Source organism: Halorhodospira halophila, assembly GCF_016653405.1.
Taxonomy (GTDB): Bacteria; Pseudomonadota; Gammaproteobacteria; order Nitrococcales; family Halorhodospiraceae; genus Halorhodospira; species Halorhodospira halophila_A.
Genome location: NZ_NHSN01000007.1, coordinates 1 through 18,575, shown reverse-complemented (window position 1 = coordinate 18,575; position 18,575 = coordinate 1). Strand labels below are relative to the sequence as shown.

16 protein-coding genes are annotated in these 18,575 nt (G+C 67.3%); 10 read left to right on the top strand and 6 right to left on the bottom strand.

The features are described from left to right. The first annotated feature begins 224 nt into the window (after positions 1-224). A complete protein-coding gene (locus CCR79_RS02115; protein WP_201168218.1) occupies positions 225-386 on the top strand; it encodes a hypothetical protein in 162 nt (53 codons plus the stop codon). A gap of 36 nt (positions 387-422) precedes the next feature. Here the strand turns inward: CCR79_RS02115 and CCR79_RS02110 are convergent, their stop codons facing one another. From CCR79_RS02110 to CCR79_RS02100, 3 genes are all read right to left on the bottom strand, one after another. Beyond that, positions 423-797, bottom strand: coding sequence for a DUF805 domain-containing protein (locus tag CCR79_RS02110; protein WP_201168216.1), 375 nt, complete (start codon positions 795-797; stop codon positions 423-425). 240 nt (positions 798-1,037) lie between these two features. After that, positions 1,038-2,270, bottom strand: coding sequence for an FAD-binding domain-containing protein (locus tag CCR79_RS02105; protein ID WP_201168214.1), 1,233 nt, complete (start codon positions 2,268-2,270; stop codon positions 1,038-1,040). Between the two features lie 73 nt (positions 2,271-2,343). Then, the gene (locus CCR79_RS02100; RefSeq protein WP_201168212.1) at positions 2,344-2,934 is read right to left on the bottom strand and encodes an SAM-dependent methyltransferase; all 591 of its coding nucleotides are present in this window, start codon (positions 2,932-2,934) and stop codon (positions 2,344-2,346) included. A 128-nt stretch (positions 2,935-3,062) separates the two neighbouring features. On the opposite strand from CCR79_RS02100, the gene CCR79_RS02095 reads away from it, so the two are divergent. From CCR79_RS02095 to CCR79_RS02055, 9 genes are all read left to right on the top strand, one after another. Then, a complete protein-coding gene (locus CCR79_RS02095; RefSeq protein ID WP_201168210.1) occupies positions 3,063-3,344 on the top strand; it encodes a hypothetical protein in 282 nt (93 codons plus the stop codon). A 146-nt stretch (positions 3,345-3,490) separates the two neighbouring features. Further along, positions 3,491-6,934: a pyruvate carboxylase gene (gene pyc / locus CCR79_RS02090; protein WP_201168208.1), complete on the top strand. Its 3,444-nt coding sequence runs from the start codon at positions 3,491-3,493 to the stop codon at positions 6,932-6,934. 296 nt (positions 6,935-7,230) lie between these two features. Further along, entirely contained in the window at positions 7,231-8,094 is an 864-nt protein-coding gene (locus CCR79_RS02085; RefSeq protein ID WP_201168206.1) for a response regulator transcription factor, read from the top strand. A 186-nt stretch (positions 8,095-8,280) separates the two neighbouring features. After that, entirely contained in the window at positions 8,281-9,003 is a 723-nt protein-coding gene (locus CCR79_RS02080) for a response regulator transcription factor (RefSeq protein ID WP_201168204.1), read from the top strand. Positions 9,004-9,253: 250 nt separating this feature from the next. Continuing rightward, positions 9,254-9,859 (top strand): hypothetical protein, encoded by a 606-nt coding sequence (locus tag CCR79_RS02075; RefSeq protein ID WP_201168201.1) that lies wholly within the window; start codon positions 9,254-9,256, stop codon positions 9,857-9,859. Between the two features lie 104 nt (positions 9,860-9,963). After that, a complete protein-coding gene (locus CCR79_RS02070) occupies positions 9,964-10,605 on the top strand; it encodes a hypothetical protein (protein ID WP_201168198.1) in 642 nt (213 codons plus the stop codon). Between the two features lie 45 nt (positions 10,606-10,650). Beyond that, positions 10,651-12,354 carry a hypothetical protein gene (locus CCR79_RS02065; RefSeq protein ID WP_201168195.1) on the top strand — a complete coding sequence of 568 codons (1,704 nt, stop codon included), beginning with the start codon at positions 10,651-10,653 and terminating at the stop codon, positions 12,352-12,354. A gap of 78 nt (positions 12,355-12,432) precedes the next feature. After that, positions 12,433-14,148 (top strand): type II secretion system protein GspD, encoded by a 1,716-nt coding sequence (locus CCR79_RS02060; protein WP_201168193.1) that lies wholly within the window; start codon positions 12,433-12,435, stop codon positions 14,146-14,148. Further along, positions 14,145-14,543 (top strand): hypothetical protein, encoded by a 399-nt coding sequence (locus CCR79_RS02055; RefSeq protein WP_201168191.1) that lies wholly within the window; start codon positions 14,145-14,147, stop codon positions 14,541-14,543. Before CCR79_RS02060 ends, CCR79_RS02055 begins: the two co-directional genes overlap by 4 nt. 311 nt (positions 14,544-14,854) lie before the next feature. On the opposite strand, the gene CCR79_RS02050 is transcribed toward CCR79_RS02055, so the two are convergent. From CCR79_RS02050 to CCR79_RS02040, 3 genes are all read right to left on the bottom strand, one after another. Next, positions 14,855-16,123, bottom strand: coding sequence for a ComEA family DNA-binding protein (locus CCR79_RS02050; protein WP_201168189.1), 1,269 nt, complete (start codon positions 16,121-16,123; stop codon positions 14,855-14,857). A gap of 126 nt (positions 16,124-16,249) precedes the next feature. Next, entirely contained in the window at positions 16,250-17,533 is a 1,284-nt protein-coding gene (locus tag CCR79_RS02045) for a putative bifunctional diguanylate cyclase/phosphodiesterase (RefSeq protein WP_201168187.1), read from the bottom strand. A 57-nt stretch (positions 17,534-17,590) separates the two neighbouring features. Then, positions 17,591-18,172 carry a hypothetical protein gene (locus CCR79_RS02040; RefSeq protein ID WP_201168185.1) on the bottom strand — a complete coding sequence of 194 codons (582 nt, stop codon included), beginning with the start codon at positions 18,170-18,172 and terminating at the stop codon, positions 17,591-17,593. Between the last annotated feature and the right edge of the window lie 403 nt (positions 18,173-18,575).

The window sequence follows — 18,575 nt, the reverse complement described above, 5'->3', positions numbered from 1 at the left end:
ACGCTGCGTCAGATCCAGCGCCACACCGTGCGCATCGGTGGCCGCGACTTCGAGGGCGTGACCAAGCCATCACCGGAGCAACTGGAGCTGTTCAAAGACGTCGGCATCGAGGTCCCGAAACGGCCCGTCTGAAGGCCTGTTGTGGCATTTTTCGCTTACGAGGTGTAAGCAAAACGGGAAGTTACGCGATTAGCTGACGAACTTCGGGGCGCGAGCACCTTGAGGTGCTGACCCGGATCCTGGCCGCACGCAGCCAGCTCCACCGGGGTGTGGAGGTGCTGCGGCTGCTGCTCTTCGAGCACGAGATGGATGTCCAGGCCCGCGATGCGGATGACCAGCAGGGGGTTGGCGCCGCGCGGGCGGTGCTCCGGCAGCTTGGCTGGTAGCCAGGGCCGGTGGCCCTGACCACGAAGCCGCGGGTGTTACCTCGGCATGATGGGGATGGGCCGCACGCGGCGCGGATCCGGGCCCCACTCATTCTTATCGCGGATCCCCGGTCGCGTGGCGAGGAACCCCACGATGAGCCAGCCGAGCACCGGGAGCAGGAGCAGCAAAGCCCAGAAACCGTTGCGGTCGATGTCATGCATACGGCGGACCGTGACGGCGAAGCCGGGCAGCAGCATCGCCAGTCCGAACAGGGTGCTTGCACGCAAGGGCTGGATGGGGAGAATGAATTCAAAAAGAAGAATCAGCAGATACAGCGCAACCGCCCAGCCCCAGAATCGCCAGAATTCCCGCCGGTGGGAGCGCCACCCGAAATCGAAGCTTTTGTTTAATGCGGCGAAAAACCATCGCATATGTATTGTACCAATGTGGCTTGCCGGAGAGGCCGTTGTGACAGCCTGAGCATGGGGGGAATGATAACTCTCAATAATACCGAGCTTTGGACCGCGGGGCGTGAACTGGAACTGAACGGGCCGGCATCCGGGCTCCGCAGGCGGATGTTTTCCGTGGCGTGAGGGATACAAATCAGCCGCTTGTGCCCACTGCGTGGCCTGCCACAGCGCCTATCGCTTTGAGTGAGGCGCCCCCGTTGATCAGAAGAGCCGGCCCTGGTGGTCGTCCGGTTTCGGGCGCCTTCGTCGGCTGGGGGCGGGGCGGCGGCTGCCGTGGGCCTGCTGGATGGCATCCGCCTCACGATGGGCGGCAGGGTCTCGGCGGATGGCGCGAAAACGCTCGCGGGCGTGCCGGGCGGCCTGCTGGTGATCCACGACCGGCGCCGGGTAGTCACGGCCGATCCAACACCCCGTGGCCCGCTGCACCGAGGTGGGCATATGCCACGGCTCGTGGAGCCAGCGATCGGGTACGTGGGCCAGCTCCGGCAACCACTGCCGGATGAAGGTGCCCGCAGGGTCCTGCTCCTGGCTCTGCTTGACCGGGTTGTAGATGCGCAGGGTGTTGATCCCCGTCGTCCCGGACTGCATCTGCATCTGGCAGCAGTGGATGCCCACCTCGTAGTCCGTGAATTGTCGCGCCAGGAAGGGCGAGGTCCGTTTCCAGTCCAGCCACAGGTGGTAGCTGGCGAAGGCAACCACCATCGCGCGCATGCGGAAGTTCAGCCAGCCCCGGGCGTTGAGCTGGCGCATGCAGGCATCCACCAGCGGAAACCCGGTGGCGCCGCGGCACCAGGCCTCGAATCGCGCCGGGTCGAACTCTGCCTCGCGGAGCCCGTCGCAGGCGCGCTGCATGTTCTCGTGCTCGAAGCGCGGCTCCGATTCGAGTTTCTGCATGAAGTGGCAATGCCAGTGCAGTCGCTCCTCGAAGCCCTTCAGGGAGCGCAGCCACTGACCGCGTTCGGCGGAGCGGGGTTGCTCGCGCAGCGCCGCGCGTCGGGCACGGGTGGCGTGGACCACCTCGCGCAGGCCGCGGACCACCCCGTGCTGTCGGTACTCCAGCCAGGGGATGCCGGTAGCTTTGAGGTAGGCGGCAACGCGGCGGTCGCGGGCGTAGGTCCAGCCGTTACCGGTCTCCTGGTGCGCGTGGACGGCGGCGATCGTGTAGTGCTGCTGCAGCTCCGCCAGTACCTCGCAGAGATCCCCGCGGCGGACCACCAGCGGCTGGCCGAGGGTGGCCAGCGCCTTGCGAAGATCCTTCAGGCTCGCCCGCACGAAGTGCCACTGCCGAGCGGAGGCATCGGGCTGGCGCCAGAGCTCCGGCTCCACCACGTACAGAGGCAGGACCACGCCGCGACGTGCGGCCTCGGTGAGCGGGGCGTGATCGTGGATGCGCAGGTCGCGCTTGAACCAAACCAGCTGAACCTCGGTTGCCACGGCACCTCCGCACGGATGTCCTGGGGTGGGGTTGGCCCGGCCGCGCGCGGGCTGCCCGCGATCCCGCTCGACGCTACGGGGCCTGCGCCACTATCTGAACGACGTGGGCCAGGCCGCTGTGGTAGCGCCCCTCCTCGACCCGGCGCTCGATCTCCTGACCGACCAGCAACTCCAGGCCCAGCAACTCGGCGCGCAGGCCCGCCAGGTCCATCATCATCTCCGCCGTCGGTGGTCCGCCGGTGCCGTAGGCCAGCTGCCGCGGTGTATAGGCCTCGAGCAGGAAGAGGCCTCCCGGGCGCAGACCGTTTGCGGCGCGTCGATGTACCTCGCGGCGGATGTCGGGGGGCAGGTGGCCGAAGATCGACACGATCCCCGCCCACGCCTCGGGCTCGATGGGGTGGTTGGCCAGATCCGCGTGGACGGTTTCGATCTCCACGCCGCGCTCAGCCGCGAGCCGGCGTGCCTTTTCCAGCCCCACGGCAGAGCCGTCCACTGCGGTAACGGCGTGGCCGCGCTCGGCCAGCCAGACCGCGTTGCGCCCCTCGCCCTCGGCCAGGAAGAGCACCGGGCCGTCGGGGATGCGCCAGGCCTCACTGGCGAAGAATGTGTTTGGCTGCGTGCCGTAGGCGTACTCGTCGGGGTCTGCGTAACGTTCGTCCCACATGTTTGCGCTTGCGCCTTTACCGGATCCGTCCATCCGGGACGCTACCCGGGTCGGGACGCGGCGTCCATGGCGCGGTTAATGAGGGCTCCACGACTCACTCTCCCTCGTGCACGGAGTTACGCCGAGCCGTGGCGAACCAACCCACCCCCAACATCGAGTGGCGCTGGGTGCTCGTGGCTTACTTGGGCGATCAAGCGCGGGCCGGGGCCATCGACTGGCTCGACGCGGAGCGCCGCCTCGATGATGCCGCGGCGGCTGTGGATGCCAACACGCAAAAGGCACAGGCAGCCCGTATCGCGCAGGTGCCGCGACTGGTCTACGAGGATCCGGATGGGGAGGTGCGCTCCCTAACCGGTGGTGGTCCCCATGAGGTCCGCCAACTCGAGGAACTCGCCGCCGAAATGCCGTAGCGGGGCCCTCAATGGAACTCAAGGACGCCGCGCCCCCCAGCTTCCTGGGGGCGTCCTGGCTCGTCTAAAGGCTCCATGAAGGGGCGGACTGCAGAACTCAGTGCCGTGTAGACTGACGCAATACTCACTGTTTGCACGGGGAATCCATGGCTCTGTTTCACAAAATCTTGATCGCCAATCGCGGCGAGATCGCCATTCGGGTGATGCGTGCGGCGAATGAGCTTGGCAAGCGTACCGTCGCCGTCTACGCCCAGGAGGATAAGCTCGGGCTCCACCGCTTCAAGGCGGACGAGGCCTATCAGATTGGCCAGGGCATGGGGCCGGTCGAGGCCTACCTCTCCATCGACGAGGTCATCCGGGTCGCGAAGATGGCCGGGGCGGACGCCGTTCACCCTGGTTACGGGCTGCTCTCGGAGAACCCTGAGTTGGTCGACGCCTGCGAGCGCGCCGGTATCACCTTTATCGGGCCGCGGGCGGAGACGATGCGCGAGCTTGGGGACAAGGCGAGCGCACGGCGGGTGGCCATCGCTGCCGGTGTTCCGGTGATCCCCGCCTCCGAGGTGCTTGGAGAGGATATGGCGGCTGCCCGGCGCTGGGCGGACGAGATCGGCTACCCGCTGATGCTCAAGGCCTCCTGGGGTGGCGGTGGACGCGGCATGCGACCGATCCACGGCCCCGAAGAGCTGGAAGCGAAAGTCCTGGAGGGGCGGCGCGAGGCGGAAGCGGCCTTCGGCAGTGGCGAAGGGTATCTCGAGAAGGTGATCGAGCGGGCCCGCCACGTCGAGGTGCAGGTGCTGGGCGATACCCACGGCGACCTCTACCACCTCTTCGAGCGCGACTGCACGGTGCAACGGCGCAACCAGAAGGTGGTGGAACGCGCACCGGCGCCGTACCTGACCCCGGAGCAGCGCGCCGAGGTCTGTGAGCTGGGGCTCAAGGTCGCCCGTCATGTGGGTTACCGGAATGCGGGTACGGTCGAGTTCCTCATGGACATGGAGACCGGTGCCTTCCACTTCATTGAGGTCAACCCGCGCATCCAGGTCGAGCACACCGTGACCGAGGAGGTTACGGGGATCGACATCGTCAAGGCGCAGATCCGAATCGCCGAAGGCGAGCACCTGGATACGGCCACGGGCAAGGCCGACCAGGGCGAGATCTGGCTCAACGGTCACGCCATGCAGTGCCGGGTCACCACGGAGGATCCGCAGAACAACTTCATCCCGGACTACGGCCGCATCACGGCCTACCGTTCGGCGACCGGCATGGGGATCCGGCTCGATGGCGGCACGGCCTACGCCGGCGGGGTCATCACCCGCTACTACGACTCGCTGTTGGTGAAGGTAACGGCCTGGGCGCCCACACCGGCGGAGACGATTACGCGGATGGATCGCGCCCTGCGCGAATTCCGCATCCGTGGCGTCTCCACCAACATCCCGTTCGTGGAGAATCTGATCAAGCACCCGGTGTTCCTCGAAAACACCTACACCACGCGCTTTATCGACAACACGCCGGAGCTCTTCGCGTTCGACAAGCGCCGGGACCGGGCCACCCGGCTGCTGACCTATCTGGCCGAGATCACCGTCAACGGCCACCCGGAGGTCCTCGATCGGCCCCGGCCGGCGGCTGGGCTGCCCCTGCCGGTGCCGCCCGCCCCGCGGGGTGAGCCGGTGCCGGGCACCCGCAACCTGCTGGAAGAGCAGGGGCCGCAGGCGGTGGCCGATTGGTTGGCGGGTCGCAAGGAGTTGCTGCTCACCGATACCACCATGCGCGATGCCCACCAGTCGCTGCTGGCAACCCGCATGCGCACCTTCGATATGGCTCGGGTAGCGCCGGCGTATGCGGCCAATCTGCCGCAGCTGTTCAGCGTCGAGTGCTGGGGCGGAGCCACCTTCGACGTCGCCTATCGCTTCCTGCAGGAGTGCCCCTGGCAGCGGCTGCGGCAGATCCGGGAGGCGATGCCGAACGTGATGACGCAGATGCTGCTGCGCGGTTCCAACGGCGTGGGCTACACCAACTATCCGGACAACGTGGTGCGCGCCTTTGTCCACCAGGCCGCCGAGAGCGGCGTCGACGTCTTCCGCGTCTTCGACAGCCTCAACTGGGTCGAGAACATGCGCCAGGCGATGGACGCGGTGCTAGAAAGTGGCAAGGTGTGTGAGGGGACCATCTGCTACACCGGCGATATCCTCGACCCGGGCCGCGCCAAGTACGACCTCAAGTACTACGTGGCGATGGGCAAGGCGTTGCGCGATGCCGGTGCCCACATCCTTGGGGTGAAGGATATGGCCGGGTTGCTCAAGCCGGCGGCGGCACGGGTGCTGTTCCGGGCGCTCAAGGAGGAGGTGGGGCTGCCGATCCACTTCCACACCCACGACACGAGTGGCATTGCCGGTGCCACCATCCTCGCCGCGGCCGATGCCGGCGTCGATGTGGCCGACGTGGCCATGGATGCCTTCTCGGGCAACACCTCGCAACCGGTCCTGGGCTCCATCGTCGAGGCGCTGCGGCATACGGAGCGGGACACCGGGATCGACATGGCGGATGTCCGTGCCATCTCCAATTACTGGGAGCAGGTGCGGGCCCACTACGCCGCCTTCGAGACCGGCCAGCAGTCACCGTCGTCCGAGGTCTACCTCCACGAGATGCCGGGTGGGCAGTTCACCAACCTCAAGGCGCAGGCCCGCTCGCTGGGGTTGGAGGAGCGCTGGCACGAGGTGGCGCAGGCCTACGCCGACGCGAACGAGATCTTCGGCGACATCGTGAAGGTCACCCCCTCCTCCAAGGTGGTGGGTGATATGGCTCTGATGATGGTGAGCCAGGGCCTGACCCGCGAGCAGGTCGAGGACCCGGCCGTGGAGGTGAGCTTCCCGGATTCGGTCATCGACATGCTGCGCGGCAACCTCGGGCAGCCGCCCGGCGGTTGGCCGCAGGGTATCCAGCAGAAAGTGCTCAAAGGGGAGCAGCCGCTGCAGGATCGCCCCGGCAAGTACCTCGAGCCCCTCGATCTGGAAACAGCCCGGCAACAGGTCAGCGACGCGCTCGACGGCGCCGAAATCGACGACGAGCACCTCCATGGCTACTTGATGTACCCGAAGGTCTTCACCGAGTACATTCGGCGTCGCGAACGCTTTGGTCCCGTGAGCGCTCTGCCAACGCGCAACTTCTTCTACGGCATGGAGCCGGAGGAGGAGATCAGCGTTGACATCGACCACGGCAAGACCCTGGAGATCCGGCTGATGACCGTCAGCGAGCCGGGTGACGACGGGGAGCGCCGCGTTTTCTTCGAGCTCAACGGCCAGCCCCGGACCGTTCGAGTGGCGGACAGCAAGGCCAAGGCGAACGTGGTGCAGGCCCCCAAGGCCGAGTCGGGCAATCCCGCCCATGTGGGCGCTCCCACGCCCGGTGTGGTGGTCTCGGTGGCCGCAACACCGGGGCAGCATGTCCAGGCCGGTGATCTGCTGCTGACCATTGAGGCGATGAAGATGGAGATGGCGCTGCAAGCCGAGCGCGATGGCGAGATCAAAGCCGTACACGTTCAGCCCGGCAGCCAGATCGAGGCCAAGGACCTGCTGATCGAGTTCGCAGCCTAGGGGGCAGTCAACACCGCGAAGGTCTTCTGGTTGACGGGGCACCAGCCGCTGTCATCGGTGAGGGTCTGGAGTTACCCCGCTGCCGTGGACGGTTTTCGGCTTTCTGGCGTTACCTCGCTACCGAGGACGGTTTTTAGCTGGTTTCGTCGCTGCGTTTCCGGCGGGGCAGGGATCTGAGGCTACTGCTACACTCCGTGTGGTGTTTGTGTTCTGTTAATGTCTCGCTCTACTCGGTCACCAGGGAGCTAACGAATGTCAAGGATGAGGCGCCGGATGTCCGGTATCGGAGGCGAGGCATGACCGACGAACAGGCCAGTGGACAGGCTGGCTGCGGAGAGAACCAGCTGGGCCCGCTCGCGGCAAGCTCGGCGTGCTACGCCGCTGCCTCCGGGGCTGCGCTTGGTGGAGATGCACCGACGCACCCCGCACGCCCGGCGCCGGGGCGCTCTGCCGGCAGCGCGCAACTGCCGTCGAAGCGGGTAGCACTCGTGGGCCGCGCCGATATCCAGTCGCGCCTGCTGCGCGAGTTGATCGAGCACAGTGGTGTCTGCCGGGCCGAGTTGATCGAGCCGGCCTCGCTGGACGCGGCCATAGCCGGCGGTGATCGGGATCTGTTCCTGGTTCCGTGGCGCTGCCTTGGAGAAGAGCAGCCTTCGACGTCTACTTGGGAGGCGGCGGGGCTCGCGGCCTGCAGCCGGGTGGCCCTGCTCGATGTCCCGGGTCCGGAGGACGTAGCGCCGCTGCTCGGGTGCCCCGGCCTCGTGGGCGTGTTCACCGCGGACACGTCGCCGGAGATCCTCCTCCGAGGGGTCGATGCCATGCTCGATGGCGAGATCTGGCTGCCGCGCCGCGCGCTCAGCGCCTGGATCGCGGCGGAGCGGTGCCGACCCGCCACAGCGGGGGTGGCATCGGGCGGGGTGCTCGATGCGCTTACGGCCCGCGAGCGTGCGGTGCTCCATGCCCTCGCGGAAGGGGCGCCGAACAAGACCATCGCCCACCGGCTCTGCGTCAGTGTCCATACCGTCAAGGCCCAGCTGAACGCGCTCTACCGCAAGCTGCGGGTCGCCAACCGGGTCGAGGCGGCCATCTGGGCGTGCCGCTGGCTGGACGCCCTACCCGAAAGTCGTAGACTAGAGTCGGATCTCCCACCTTTCTACTAGCGCGCGCCTGGCCGGAGCCGTCCGTGATCTAGACCCTTGGTCGGTACTCCGGCGCAGCCCCGCGCGCTACCTTACCTGGTATCCGGGTTCCGACGGGTAACCCGCAAGAACGCCTGCTAGCCAGGTAGTGCACCCGAAGAGGCCATCGCCGAGGAAGGATGCCCTATGCCCGCGTCCGGCAACGATATGGTGTATGAGGTGACCGTCGCGGAGGTCTGCCTGCTCTGTAAGCCGTGGCTGCAGAACCGGCTGCTGGCGGAGCATCTCGACCAACAGTTGCCCCCTGAGTGCCGGATGGCGGATGACGCTCACCTGGAGCATCTCCTCGATGATGGGGCCGCCCGGCTCCTGTTGCTGGACGTGGCCTCGAGTGCTCACGCCCTGGACCGGGCATCCGGGATGGAAGAGGCCGGTGCCCCGGGGGCGGGGCCCGGTGTGGCGCTGCTGAATGTGCCTCCTGGCGTCGAGCTCGGACGCTACCTAGCGCATAGCCGGATCCTGGGCGTCTTCCCGGAGGGTACGGGGCCGGATCAGCTGGTCCGCGGGGTGCAGGCCATGCTCCACGGCGAGCTGTGGTTCCCGCGGGAGGCCTTGAACGAGTATCTGCTGCAGCTGCGCAGGGAGGGCACCACTCCGGCCGCGGCAACCGCTGCGATGCCCGAGGCGGGTGACGCCGCGGAGCGCGAGCGGCTGGATGGGCTCACCGCCAAAGAGCGAGAGGTCCTGGGTGCGCTGGGCGAGGGCGCGACCAACGAGGCCATCGGGCGGGAGCTGGGCATGAGCGTGTGCACGGTCAAGACGCACCTCTACAGCATCTACCGCAAGCTCGGTGTCGCCAACCGGACGGCCGCGGCCCTGATCGGGTGGCGGTACCTGAGTGGGGCGCGGTCCGGGCAGGGGGCGGGATAGTGTCCGGAAGCCGCCTTCCGCGCGGGATGGAGCGGACTCCTACCAATGGCTATCGAGGTGGGGGATACATCATGGAGCTATGGCCGATTCGCGTAGGGCTGCCCCGAGGCTAGCCTGACTCGGACGCCAGCAAGCCGGTTCGGCGGCGCGCGCGGCGCAGGAGCGTACCGCGGCGGGATCCCGGCAACGGGTCCCTGAGCGGTCCATCAGGCAACTCAACATTCGTGTTGATGTAAAAGGGGATCAAGTCATGAAGAAAATTGCAGCGGGCGCAACCACGCTCGTGGCTCTCGGGATGGCCCTTCCGGCTGCGGCGGAGGACGCGGTGGTCGAAATCGATGTGACAGTCGAGGAGATCGCGGTCCTCGACGTCATTAGGTCACAAGGCTCGATGGTCATCGACGATGACTCGGATACGTTCATGGGCACCCCCTCGTCGGACGGTAGCGTGTTCAGTGGCGGCGACCTCGCTGTCATTCGTCTTTCGACCAACTACGATGTGGGCGCGATTCAGGTCGATTTCGAACGTCAGAGTGGGTTTCGGCAGCCGGATCCCTCTACCTATTTCGGTGTAGCTAAGGGCAATAACACTGATAATACGCTCGGGGTCTGGCCCCAGATCGCGAACTGGGATGACGAGAGCCAAAACATTCCTAGCGGTGGGGGTTCCATGACCTCGCACAGTGGATCTGACGTGCCCCTCAACCATGATAGGGATGCACCTTTCGGGAACGGCCAGCACTACTTCGCCCTCGGTGTCTCGACCAATTGGGACCGGACGCTTCCGGAGGAGCCCGAGTTTGCTGCGCCGGATACTTACAATATCGAGCTCACGGCGACCGTGATCCCGGATTGATGCCGTTGCGGGTGTCCGCGATGGATGTCGCACCATTGCGGTAACGGAGCGGCGGCCCTACAGGGCCGCCGCTCGCAGGATGAGGGGAGGCGGAGGGCGGCGCCATGGATTCTCGAGCAAGAATGGGGGCCGGACTGCTCCTGGCGATAGGGCTGTCGCCCTGCGCGCAGGCGCAGCACTCGGAGAGCGCCCAGATCGTGGAGGTGGCGGTGACGGTCGAGGACGTTGCGGTGCTGGAGGTCGGCGAGGCGAGCGGCTCGATCCTGATATCCGATAACCTGCGAACGGGCTGGCTACCGGACCCCGACGCGGACGAGCCGGGGCAGATTCGCCTTGCGACAAACTTCTGCGTGGATGCGATCCGGATTGACTTCCCGCGCAGCGACGCGTTCCGCGATGCCGGCGGTGATTTCTTCGGCGAGGCCCTTGGCATCAGTACGGGCCATACCCTGGGCGTGGTGCCGGTTGCCGCTGTCCCGGACCCTGCCGGGGGCGGCGTCAATTTCCAGGCCTTCGGGGGAACAAGCCAGCTTTTTGGCGTGCCGCCTGAAGCACCGCTGCGGGGTGGGGCCGACACCCCGTTCGAGGTGAACGGTCACGCCGCTACGGGCGGCGACTTCTGCGCCGGCATCCACGATGTCTATCTCAGCGTGGTCGGCAAGTGGGACGTAACCCTGCCGGATGAGCCGACGTTCGCTGACCCCGATACCTACAGGATCGAGCTGACCGCGACGATCCTGCCCTGATGGCGACACCGCTCGCCGCTCGCTAGACGTGAGGAGATTACCAACGTGTTCCGGATGCCCCGCATGCTGGCTGCGGCAGCCCTGGCGGCCGCCCTGATCGGTCCCGGCATTGACCCGGCCTCGGCCCAGCAAAATCTCACGGTGCGGCCGATGAAGGTGGAGGCCGACATCCCGGCGAACCGGACCTCCCGGGTGACGCTACGGGTTCAGAACCACCACGCGAGCCAGGCGGAGACGCTGCGCCTCGAGGTGGTGGACCTGGCCCAGAGAAAGGATGGCCGGTTGAGCATTGTTGACGGGACACGGCGCGAGACGCTCGGCGAGCTGGCGCGCCAGGCCTCCAGCCGGGACTGGATCGAGCTGCCGTCCGATACGGTGGTCGTCGAGCCCGAGACGGTGGCGGAGATCCCTGTCCTGCTCCGGGTCCCGCCCGATGCGCGCGGCGCCTATGTCTCGGCCATCCGGGTGCTGACCGAGGCGCCGCCGACGCCTGAGCGCGGCGAGCAGCAGGACCAGCAGGGTTTTTTTGCGTTGAGCTTCGGCTTCCTGATTCCCTTGCTCACCGAGATCGAGGGCCGCCCCGTGCGCCAGGATGTCGGGCTCAGCGACGTGTCCATGCGCTTCGACGACGGCCGCGATGCGGACGGCAACGAGATCGGCGAGCCGACCACCCGCGTGGCCTTCGCCATCGACAACCGGGGGCGTACCCACTCCAGCGTGCAAGGCGACCTGCGGGTGGAGAGGCGCGTCGGGGATAGCTGGCGCCTGGTTACGCGCACGGAGCTCGCTCGGAGGAACGTCCTGCCCGGTGCGAGTCTGGAGCTCGCCCGGGACCTGGAGCGGCGCCTGCCCTCGGGCGAGTACCGTCTGGTCGGCGAGATCGCGGTGGACGGGCGGCGCGAGCCACGCCTCGTCAAGGAGATCGACTTCGAGGGAGACCCGGACACGGACTCGGTGGCGTATGACACGGCGCTCCGTCTGGAGCCCGCCTCCATCGACCTGGGCGTGGTCCCCGGTGCCACGCGAGCCGAGACGGTGGCGGTGACGAACCCGGCCGACAGGCCGGTGACCGTGGAGGCTGCAGTGCGCACGCCGGAGGCGCTGCGGGGTGTAGCGATGGGCGACCTGATGGGGGATCAGCTCTCCGCTGCGCCTTGGGTGCAGATGCGCCCGGAACGCTTCACGATCCGCCCGGACGGCCAGCGCACCATCCGAGTCATGAGCCGGGTCCCGAGGGAGGGCGTGGAGCAGGCGAACTACTATGCGGATATCGTCCTCGAGGGCCGGTACGCGGATGGGCAGAGCGCCGGGCAGACCCGCTCGATGCTTCGCCTGCAACACGAGGCGGTGGAGCCGGTGGTGGAGGCCTCGATCGGCCGTATCGGTGTCGCTCTCGGCGATGAGCCGTCGAGCGCGGTCGTGCAGTCGAGGCTCACGAATACGGGCAGTGTCCATCTAGACCCGGCTGCCGGTGTCGAGCTGATCAGCGGGACCGGCCGGATTGTCGTTCGCTCGGACCTTGCCGGTGAGGCGGGGGTCCTGCTCCCGCTGGGGGTGCGCGATCTCGGCGGTACGCTGGACCTGTCCGCGGTGGAGCCGGGCGAGTACACCCTGCGCCTCACCTCCTACCAGGGTGGGACACGGATCGCACAGGAGTCGGTCGCCGTCCACATCGGCGACGTCGCCGATGGCGGCGAGCGGGAGCTGATGGTCACGGGCGGATCGGGCGCAGCAGCGCGGGCGGAGTGAAGACGGGGGTGCCGACGCGGTTTGCTCCGCAGGCGGCGGAGCAGCGAGCGCGGTTTGCGCGCACGCTTGGGGGGGCGGATGATCAAGGGGTTTCTTCGTCACGTTGTGCTCGGCACTGCCGTGTGGATCAGCCTGCCGTTCGCCATGGCGGAGCAGGACGAGATCCTGATCAGCAATGTTTTCGTGGATGCCCGCCTGCGCATGGCCCTGGAGGATGTCAGCGCCCAGGCGGGCGTGAACATCATCGCCGATCCCACCGTCAGCGGGCTGGTCACGGTTGAGCTCGACGAGGTCAGCGTCGACAAGGCCCTGGAGCTCTTGCTCGCAGGGTCGGATTACCAGGTCTATCGGCATCCCGACTATTACCTGGTTTTCAGCCCCGATGAGTCGTCGGCGATCTTCCCCTCGGTCTCCGAGACGCGGCTCATCCGGCTTGATCATAAAAGAGCCGAGGAGGCGCGGGCGATGTTGCCCAACGCGCTTCAGCGCTACGCGCGGGTGGGTCGCGAGTCCAACATGCTGGCGATCACGGCGCCGGTCTCGCTCCTGGAGCAGATCGTGGCGGAGCTCGGGGTCATTGATACCCCGGGGGGTGAGCAGACCCGCTTTGTGGGGCTGGAGCACATCAGGGCGGGGTCGGCTCGCGACTTGCTGCCGCCGCGGCTGCAGCGATACGTGCGGGTGGACGACGAGCGGAACACAGTCGCGGTAACGGCCCCGGCGGGACCGCTTGAGCGGATCCTTGGGCAGCTGGACGAGCTCGATACGCCCGGGCTCACCGTGGACCTTGACCTTCCTGCATCGGGGGGTACGGAGCTGGTCAAGCTAGGGCACGTTTCTGCAGGGACGGCGATGGACCTATTGCCGGAGGCGCTGCACGCCTATGTGCGCCCGAACGCGGAGTCCAACACCCTGGCGGTCTCCGCGCCGGCGCAGATACGCGCCGGGATCCTGGCAGATCTCGCCGCGATCGACGTACCGCGCCACCATGTGATGCTCGACGCGCGGGTCGTAGTGCTCGAGCGCGGGGATCTGCTCGACTTTGGCGTCAACTGGGACTTCCCCACAGCCACTGCGGGTACGTTCATCGACGACGAGACGAACCCGAGCTGGCCCTGGGGGCTGCGCATCGGGTTCACGCCGGGGCGTGAGTTCACCAACGCCCTGGCCATGACGCTCAATATGCTGACCCAGAATGAGGAGGCCACCATCGTCTCCACCCCCCAGGTGTTGGCTCAGGACGGCAAGGAGGCGGAGATCAGTGTCGTCACCGAGGAGTGGTTCGAGATAACCACGGATGCGACGACCTTCGCGCGCGCGCAGCTGGAGCAGATCGAGACCGGAACCGTCCTCGCGATCACGCCACAGGTCGGATCGAACGGCGAGCTGACCCTGGACATGGATATCGAGGTCAGCGATGTGGTCGGGCGGGGGGCGTCGAACCTGCCGGTGGTCAGCCGCCGCACTGCGCACAGTACGGTGCAGGTCGAGAACGGGGGGACGGCGGCCGTGGCAGGCTTGGTGGATACACGCTCGCGGTTTACGCGAACCGGCGTTCCGGGGGTTGGTAGGCTGCCGCTGCTCGGACGCGCCTTCCGCAGTGATCAACTCGACCACGAGGCGCGGCAGGTGGCCGTGTTCGTGACCGCCACCCTCGTCGAGGAGTCGGATCGGTTGTTCAGCGACGGACGCCGCGAGCTGCCACCGGTAGAGGTTATCGATGAGGACGAGTTCCGGGATGCGCTGGCAGCGGCCCTCAGCCGGCTGGAGACCGGGGCAAGGAGGGACGAATGACCAGGGCAGAGGCGAGCAGTCGGCGTCGGCCGCGCCTGCTGCTGCTTGCGCTTCTAGTCGTCCTGGGATTGAGCGGTTGCGCGACCACAGAGCGGGGCGTGGCCATGAGCCGGGAGGCGGTGACGCCGATCACGGTTGGCCAGGCTACTCCGGTAGGCGCCGATGAGCTGGCGGAGGCGATGCTCCGGGCAGGATTCGATCGGGACCAAATCCTTGATATCGGCCCAGCGATACGGAACGCCCTGGCAACATCGGGCGGGGCGCAGGTGCGGGATGACAGCAGCGTGGAGGCGCTTTTCGCGGTTCACTCTGGCCGGCTCTATGTGACGAGCCGCAGTCGGGGCAACTTCATTCAGGAGCTGCCCGGGGCAAGTGCCGCCAACGGCGGCGGTTGATCCTGGGGCGGGGCATCGATGATGGTCTGGTCTTGCGCGCGGCCATCGGAGGCCGGACCGCCGGACAGCGCGCGTGGCTGCGACCCTGACAGCCCAGGGCGCGGTCGGTTTCTGGCCGGCGCTACCGCCGAATACCGGTTGACAATCTCACGCGACGCAGAACTGGTACGGTCCAATTCTGCACAGGCAATGGAAGATCCGGCATAACCCACTGAGTAATGGAAGGGGCAAGTGTAACCCCCTGATGTGTGGTCGCTTTGGCGCTGGCGAGACTTTAGCCAATCGGTCTCGAAGGCCCTCGGTCGGCGGGTTCAGCCGACTTTCTCCACACGGTTTTCCACAGGTTTTGTGGAATCGTTCAGCCGCGCATGCGCCGCGATCTCCCGAAGCCGTTGTGGGCCGATGCCGTCAATGGCCTCGAGCTGCTCGATGCGTTGGATGGGGCGCATGGCGGCGATCGCCGCGGCGCGCTCGGGACCGACGTGCGGTATCTCCTGGAGCTCTTCGATCGAGGCGGTGTTGAGATCGATCGGTCCCTGCGCTGCCTCAGGCGCCTCGCGCGGTTGCCTGCGCTGGCCCTGTTTTCCACCGGCCGGCATGGCCGGCTCCAGGCTCAGTTGGGCGTGGTCCGCGAAGATCTCCAGCAACTCCTCCTGCAGCACGGTCCGCGGTCCCCGCGCCAGGGCCAGATCGTCCACATCGAAAAACAGTGCGGCCCGCCGCTCGCCGTCCATCCCCTGCGCCGCCGCCTCGGCCAGCAAAGCGAGCACAATCCGGTGCGCGTCCTGTGCCGGCTGCACCGCAGCGCGGCAGCGCTCGAGTTCCACCGCAACCGACTCGAACAGCTCCGGTGAGCGGGGGAGGGCTTCCAAGCCCGGGTTCTGGGTGACGCGGCGCTGGATGCGGCGCCATCCCTCGTCGAGTGTTTCGCCTCGCCCCCAGAGGGCGACGGCCAGGGCGAGTGCGGCGCTGAGCCCGTCGGCATCCAGGCGCGCTATAGCCTCGGACACCGCCGGATCGACCCTGCGGCGCTGGCGCTGCAACCGGGCGTTGCGCCAGCGCCGTGGCAGGGCCCGCGCGTGATCAACGAGCCATTGCCCCAGCGCGACGGCGCCGCGCAACAGCCCGCCGATGACCACAAAGAGCAGCTGCACGCCGCCGACGAGGGCAGCGAAGACCATGTAGACCATCTGCAGCTGCGCCGCCTTCTGCCCACGGACCTGGACACCGAAGACCTTCGCCGAGGAGCGGTTGGGGCGGAACCAGTTGAACGAGCCGAGCCGGTTGCGCGTCGAGACGCTCGCCCCGCTTTTGGACAGATTCAACTTGGTCGGCCCCTTGCCGTAGCGCCCGCGCAGGATGAACCGGCCGTTTTGCAGCGCTACCTGGGTGTTCTTCGCCGGCGTGACCGAGGCGCGGACACCGCGCCGGGTGTTCGCCGTCAGATTCACATCGGCCGCCCGCGCCTGGGCGCGCAGCGCTACCCCGCCAGTACGACTCGCCCGAAGGTACTTGCCGCGGTGCTCGATGCGCCGCTGCTTGCCGTAGGCGTCTTTGTTGCCGAGATTGAACAAACCCATGGTTGGCCTCGTCGGTACGCTGCGGTCCGTGTAGCGGCCGGATCCGGGGCCGGGCTGCGCAGCGGCGCAGCCGGCTAACTGGCTGCGCTGCGCGCCTCGCGGGTGGTCCGCGAGGGCGCCGGCGGATCAGGCGGGAGCCGCCGCCCCGAGGCGCGGCCAGAGGTCGCCCGGCGGCATGGGCCGGGCGTAGTAGAAGCCCTGTGCCTGGTCCACCCCGTGCCGGCTTAGGGCCTCGGCCTCCGCAGCGGTCTCCACGCCCTCGGCGACGGTCTCCATGCCCAGGCTGGCGGCGATTCCCACGGTCGCCCCGACGATCCGGCCGGAGACGGGGTCATCGAGGAGGCCCTGGGTGAAGCTGCGGTCGATCTTGACCTGCTGCGCCGGCAGTTGCTGGAGGTAGAGTAGCGACGAGTAGCCGGTGCCGAAGTCGTCGATGGCGAACGGGGTCCCCTGCTCGGCGAGCGTGCGCATGGCCAGCGCCATGGGCTGGAGCTCCTCGCTGAAGCCGCGCTCGGTGATCTCCAGCTCCACCTGCGGCTGCGCCAGGCGGGTCTCGGCAAGCGCCTGCCGCAGCCGGGGCGCGAAGCGGGGCTCGAGCAGCTCCTGCGGGCTGATGTTCACGGCCACCGGCGGCACGGTGATCCCCTCAGCCATCCAGGCGCGGACCTGGCGGCAAACGGCCTGCAGGATCACCCCGGTGAGCTCCTCGATGCGCCCGGTGCGCTCGGCGAGGGGGATGAACTCGCCCGGCGAGATCCATCCGAGTTTCGGGTCGTGCCAGCGGGCGAGGGCCTCCATCCCGGTCATGTCGCCGGAGGCCAGGTCGAAGCGAGGCTGGTAGTGCGGCTCGATGCAGCCTTCGTCCAGCGCCTTGTCAAGGCGCTGGACGAGATGGATCTGCTCCGAGACCCCGAGCCGGCCGGTGCCGTTCTGGACCACCCGGACCCGGCCGGCGCCGCGCTGGTTGCCGGTGAGTAGGTGGAGGAGGCTGGTGAGCTCATCGAGGCGCTCGCCGTCATCGGGCGCCTGGACCACGCTAACGGCGACGGTGGGACGGATCTGCTCCATGCCGGTGGTGATCGGCTCCTGGAGCGCCGCCGCGGCGCTGGTGCCGATGGCCTCCGGATCGCAACCGGGGGCCGCGGCCGGCGCCCAGACCAGGAGCTCGTTGGCCTCCCAGTGCCCGAGGCTGGCCTGTTCCGGCAGAGCGGCCCGGAGCCGGGCAGCGGTGGCGGCGAGCAGCCGGTCTGCCGAGGCCGTCTGGCGACTGGCGCGCAGGCCGGCCGCATCCTCAAGGTAGATGCTCATCAGAGCGAGGGGAGCAGGGTGCTCCCCCTCAGCGGCGGCCTCGCAGAGATCTAGGCCGCGCACCTGCCTCAGGCGCTCCTCCTCGCTGATCTTCGTCTCCATGGCGGGTCTCGGCGTCTCTGCCTCGGTCGTGCCCTCAGTTTATGCCACACATGCTACTTAAAAAGGCTGGAGCGCGCCGCGCTCGGCATGGGCGCGTCTCTGGAGCGCCTCCCCCCGGGCGCTAAGCTCACGGGTTTGCTGCCGCAGTTCCTGCCAGGCTCGAGCGAGTTCGACGATGGCTTCCAGGTCCCGGGTCAGCTCCAGGGCTTCCTGTTGCAGCAGGGCCTGCTCATCCGGAAGCCCCCGCCCCTCGACAAACAGGGGCTCGCCCACGACGCCGCTGAAGGCTTCATGGCGCTCGTCGAGTTCCTGAGCCTGGTCGAGCAACGCCTTGGTATCGGCATGCAGGGCCCGCGCTTCGGTGATCAGATCTCGTACCTCCGCGCGGAAGCCCGGGGGCGCGATCCATGTCAGAGCTCCGGCTCGGGGTAGGTGCTCCCCGGCTTTATCCAGGCGCTCCGCCCGGGCTTCGAGCCAGCTGTCAAACTCCTCAATATCCTCCTCGGTCTCATCGCCGAGGACCATGCGCTCCACGCCGTAGCCGAGGTTTTCCCCAAGCCGTTCGACGGCGTAAAGGGAGCCGATCAGGCCTGCCCAGACGACAAGCAGGGTAGATATGACCGTCAGTAGCGTTCGCATCCTGTCCTCGAGTGGCCGCTCTAGATGGGTCTTTTACGGATCCGCCGAATGCCGTGAGGCAATGCATGCCCATGAGGAAGTGGGCCGGCTTCCGGCGGCAGGCTGGGTTGCTGACTTGGGAGAGAGAAGATGGTGGGCCGTGCAGGATTCGAACCTGCGACCAGCGGATTAAAAGAGCACGACGTGGGGGATTTAGGCCCTTGTTTGGCGCGCCCTAAGTCAGTAAAAACAATATCCTATAAAACATCAGCCAGTCTGCATTAGTCGCGAATAGCCGCGGTAGTGTCGCATGAGTGTCGCACAAATGTCGCATAAAAAGGGGCGTGTCGCCCAGTCGGGATCGAGGCCTAGCGACAGCATCTGTCGCTCGGTCGTGGTTGCCTGGATGTCACGCTTCCAAGGG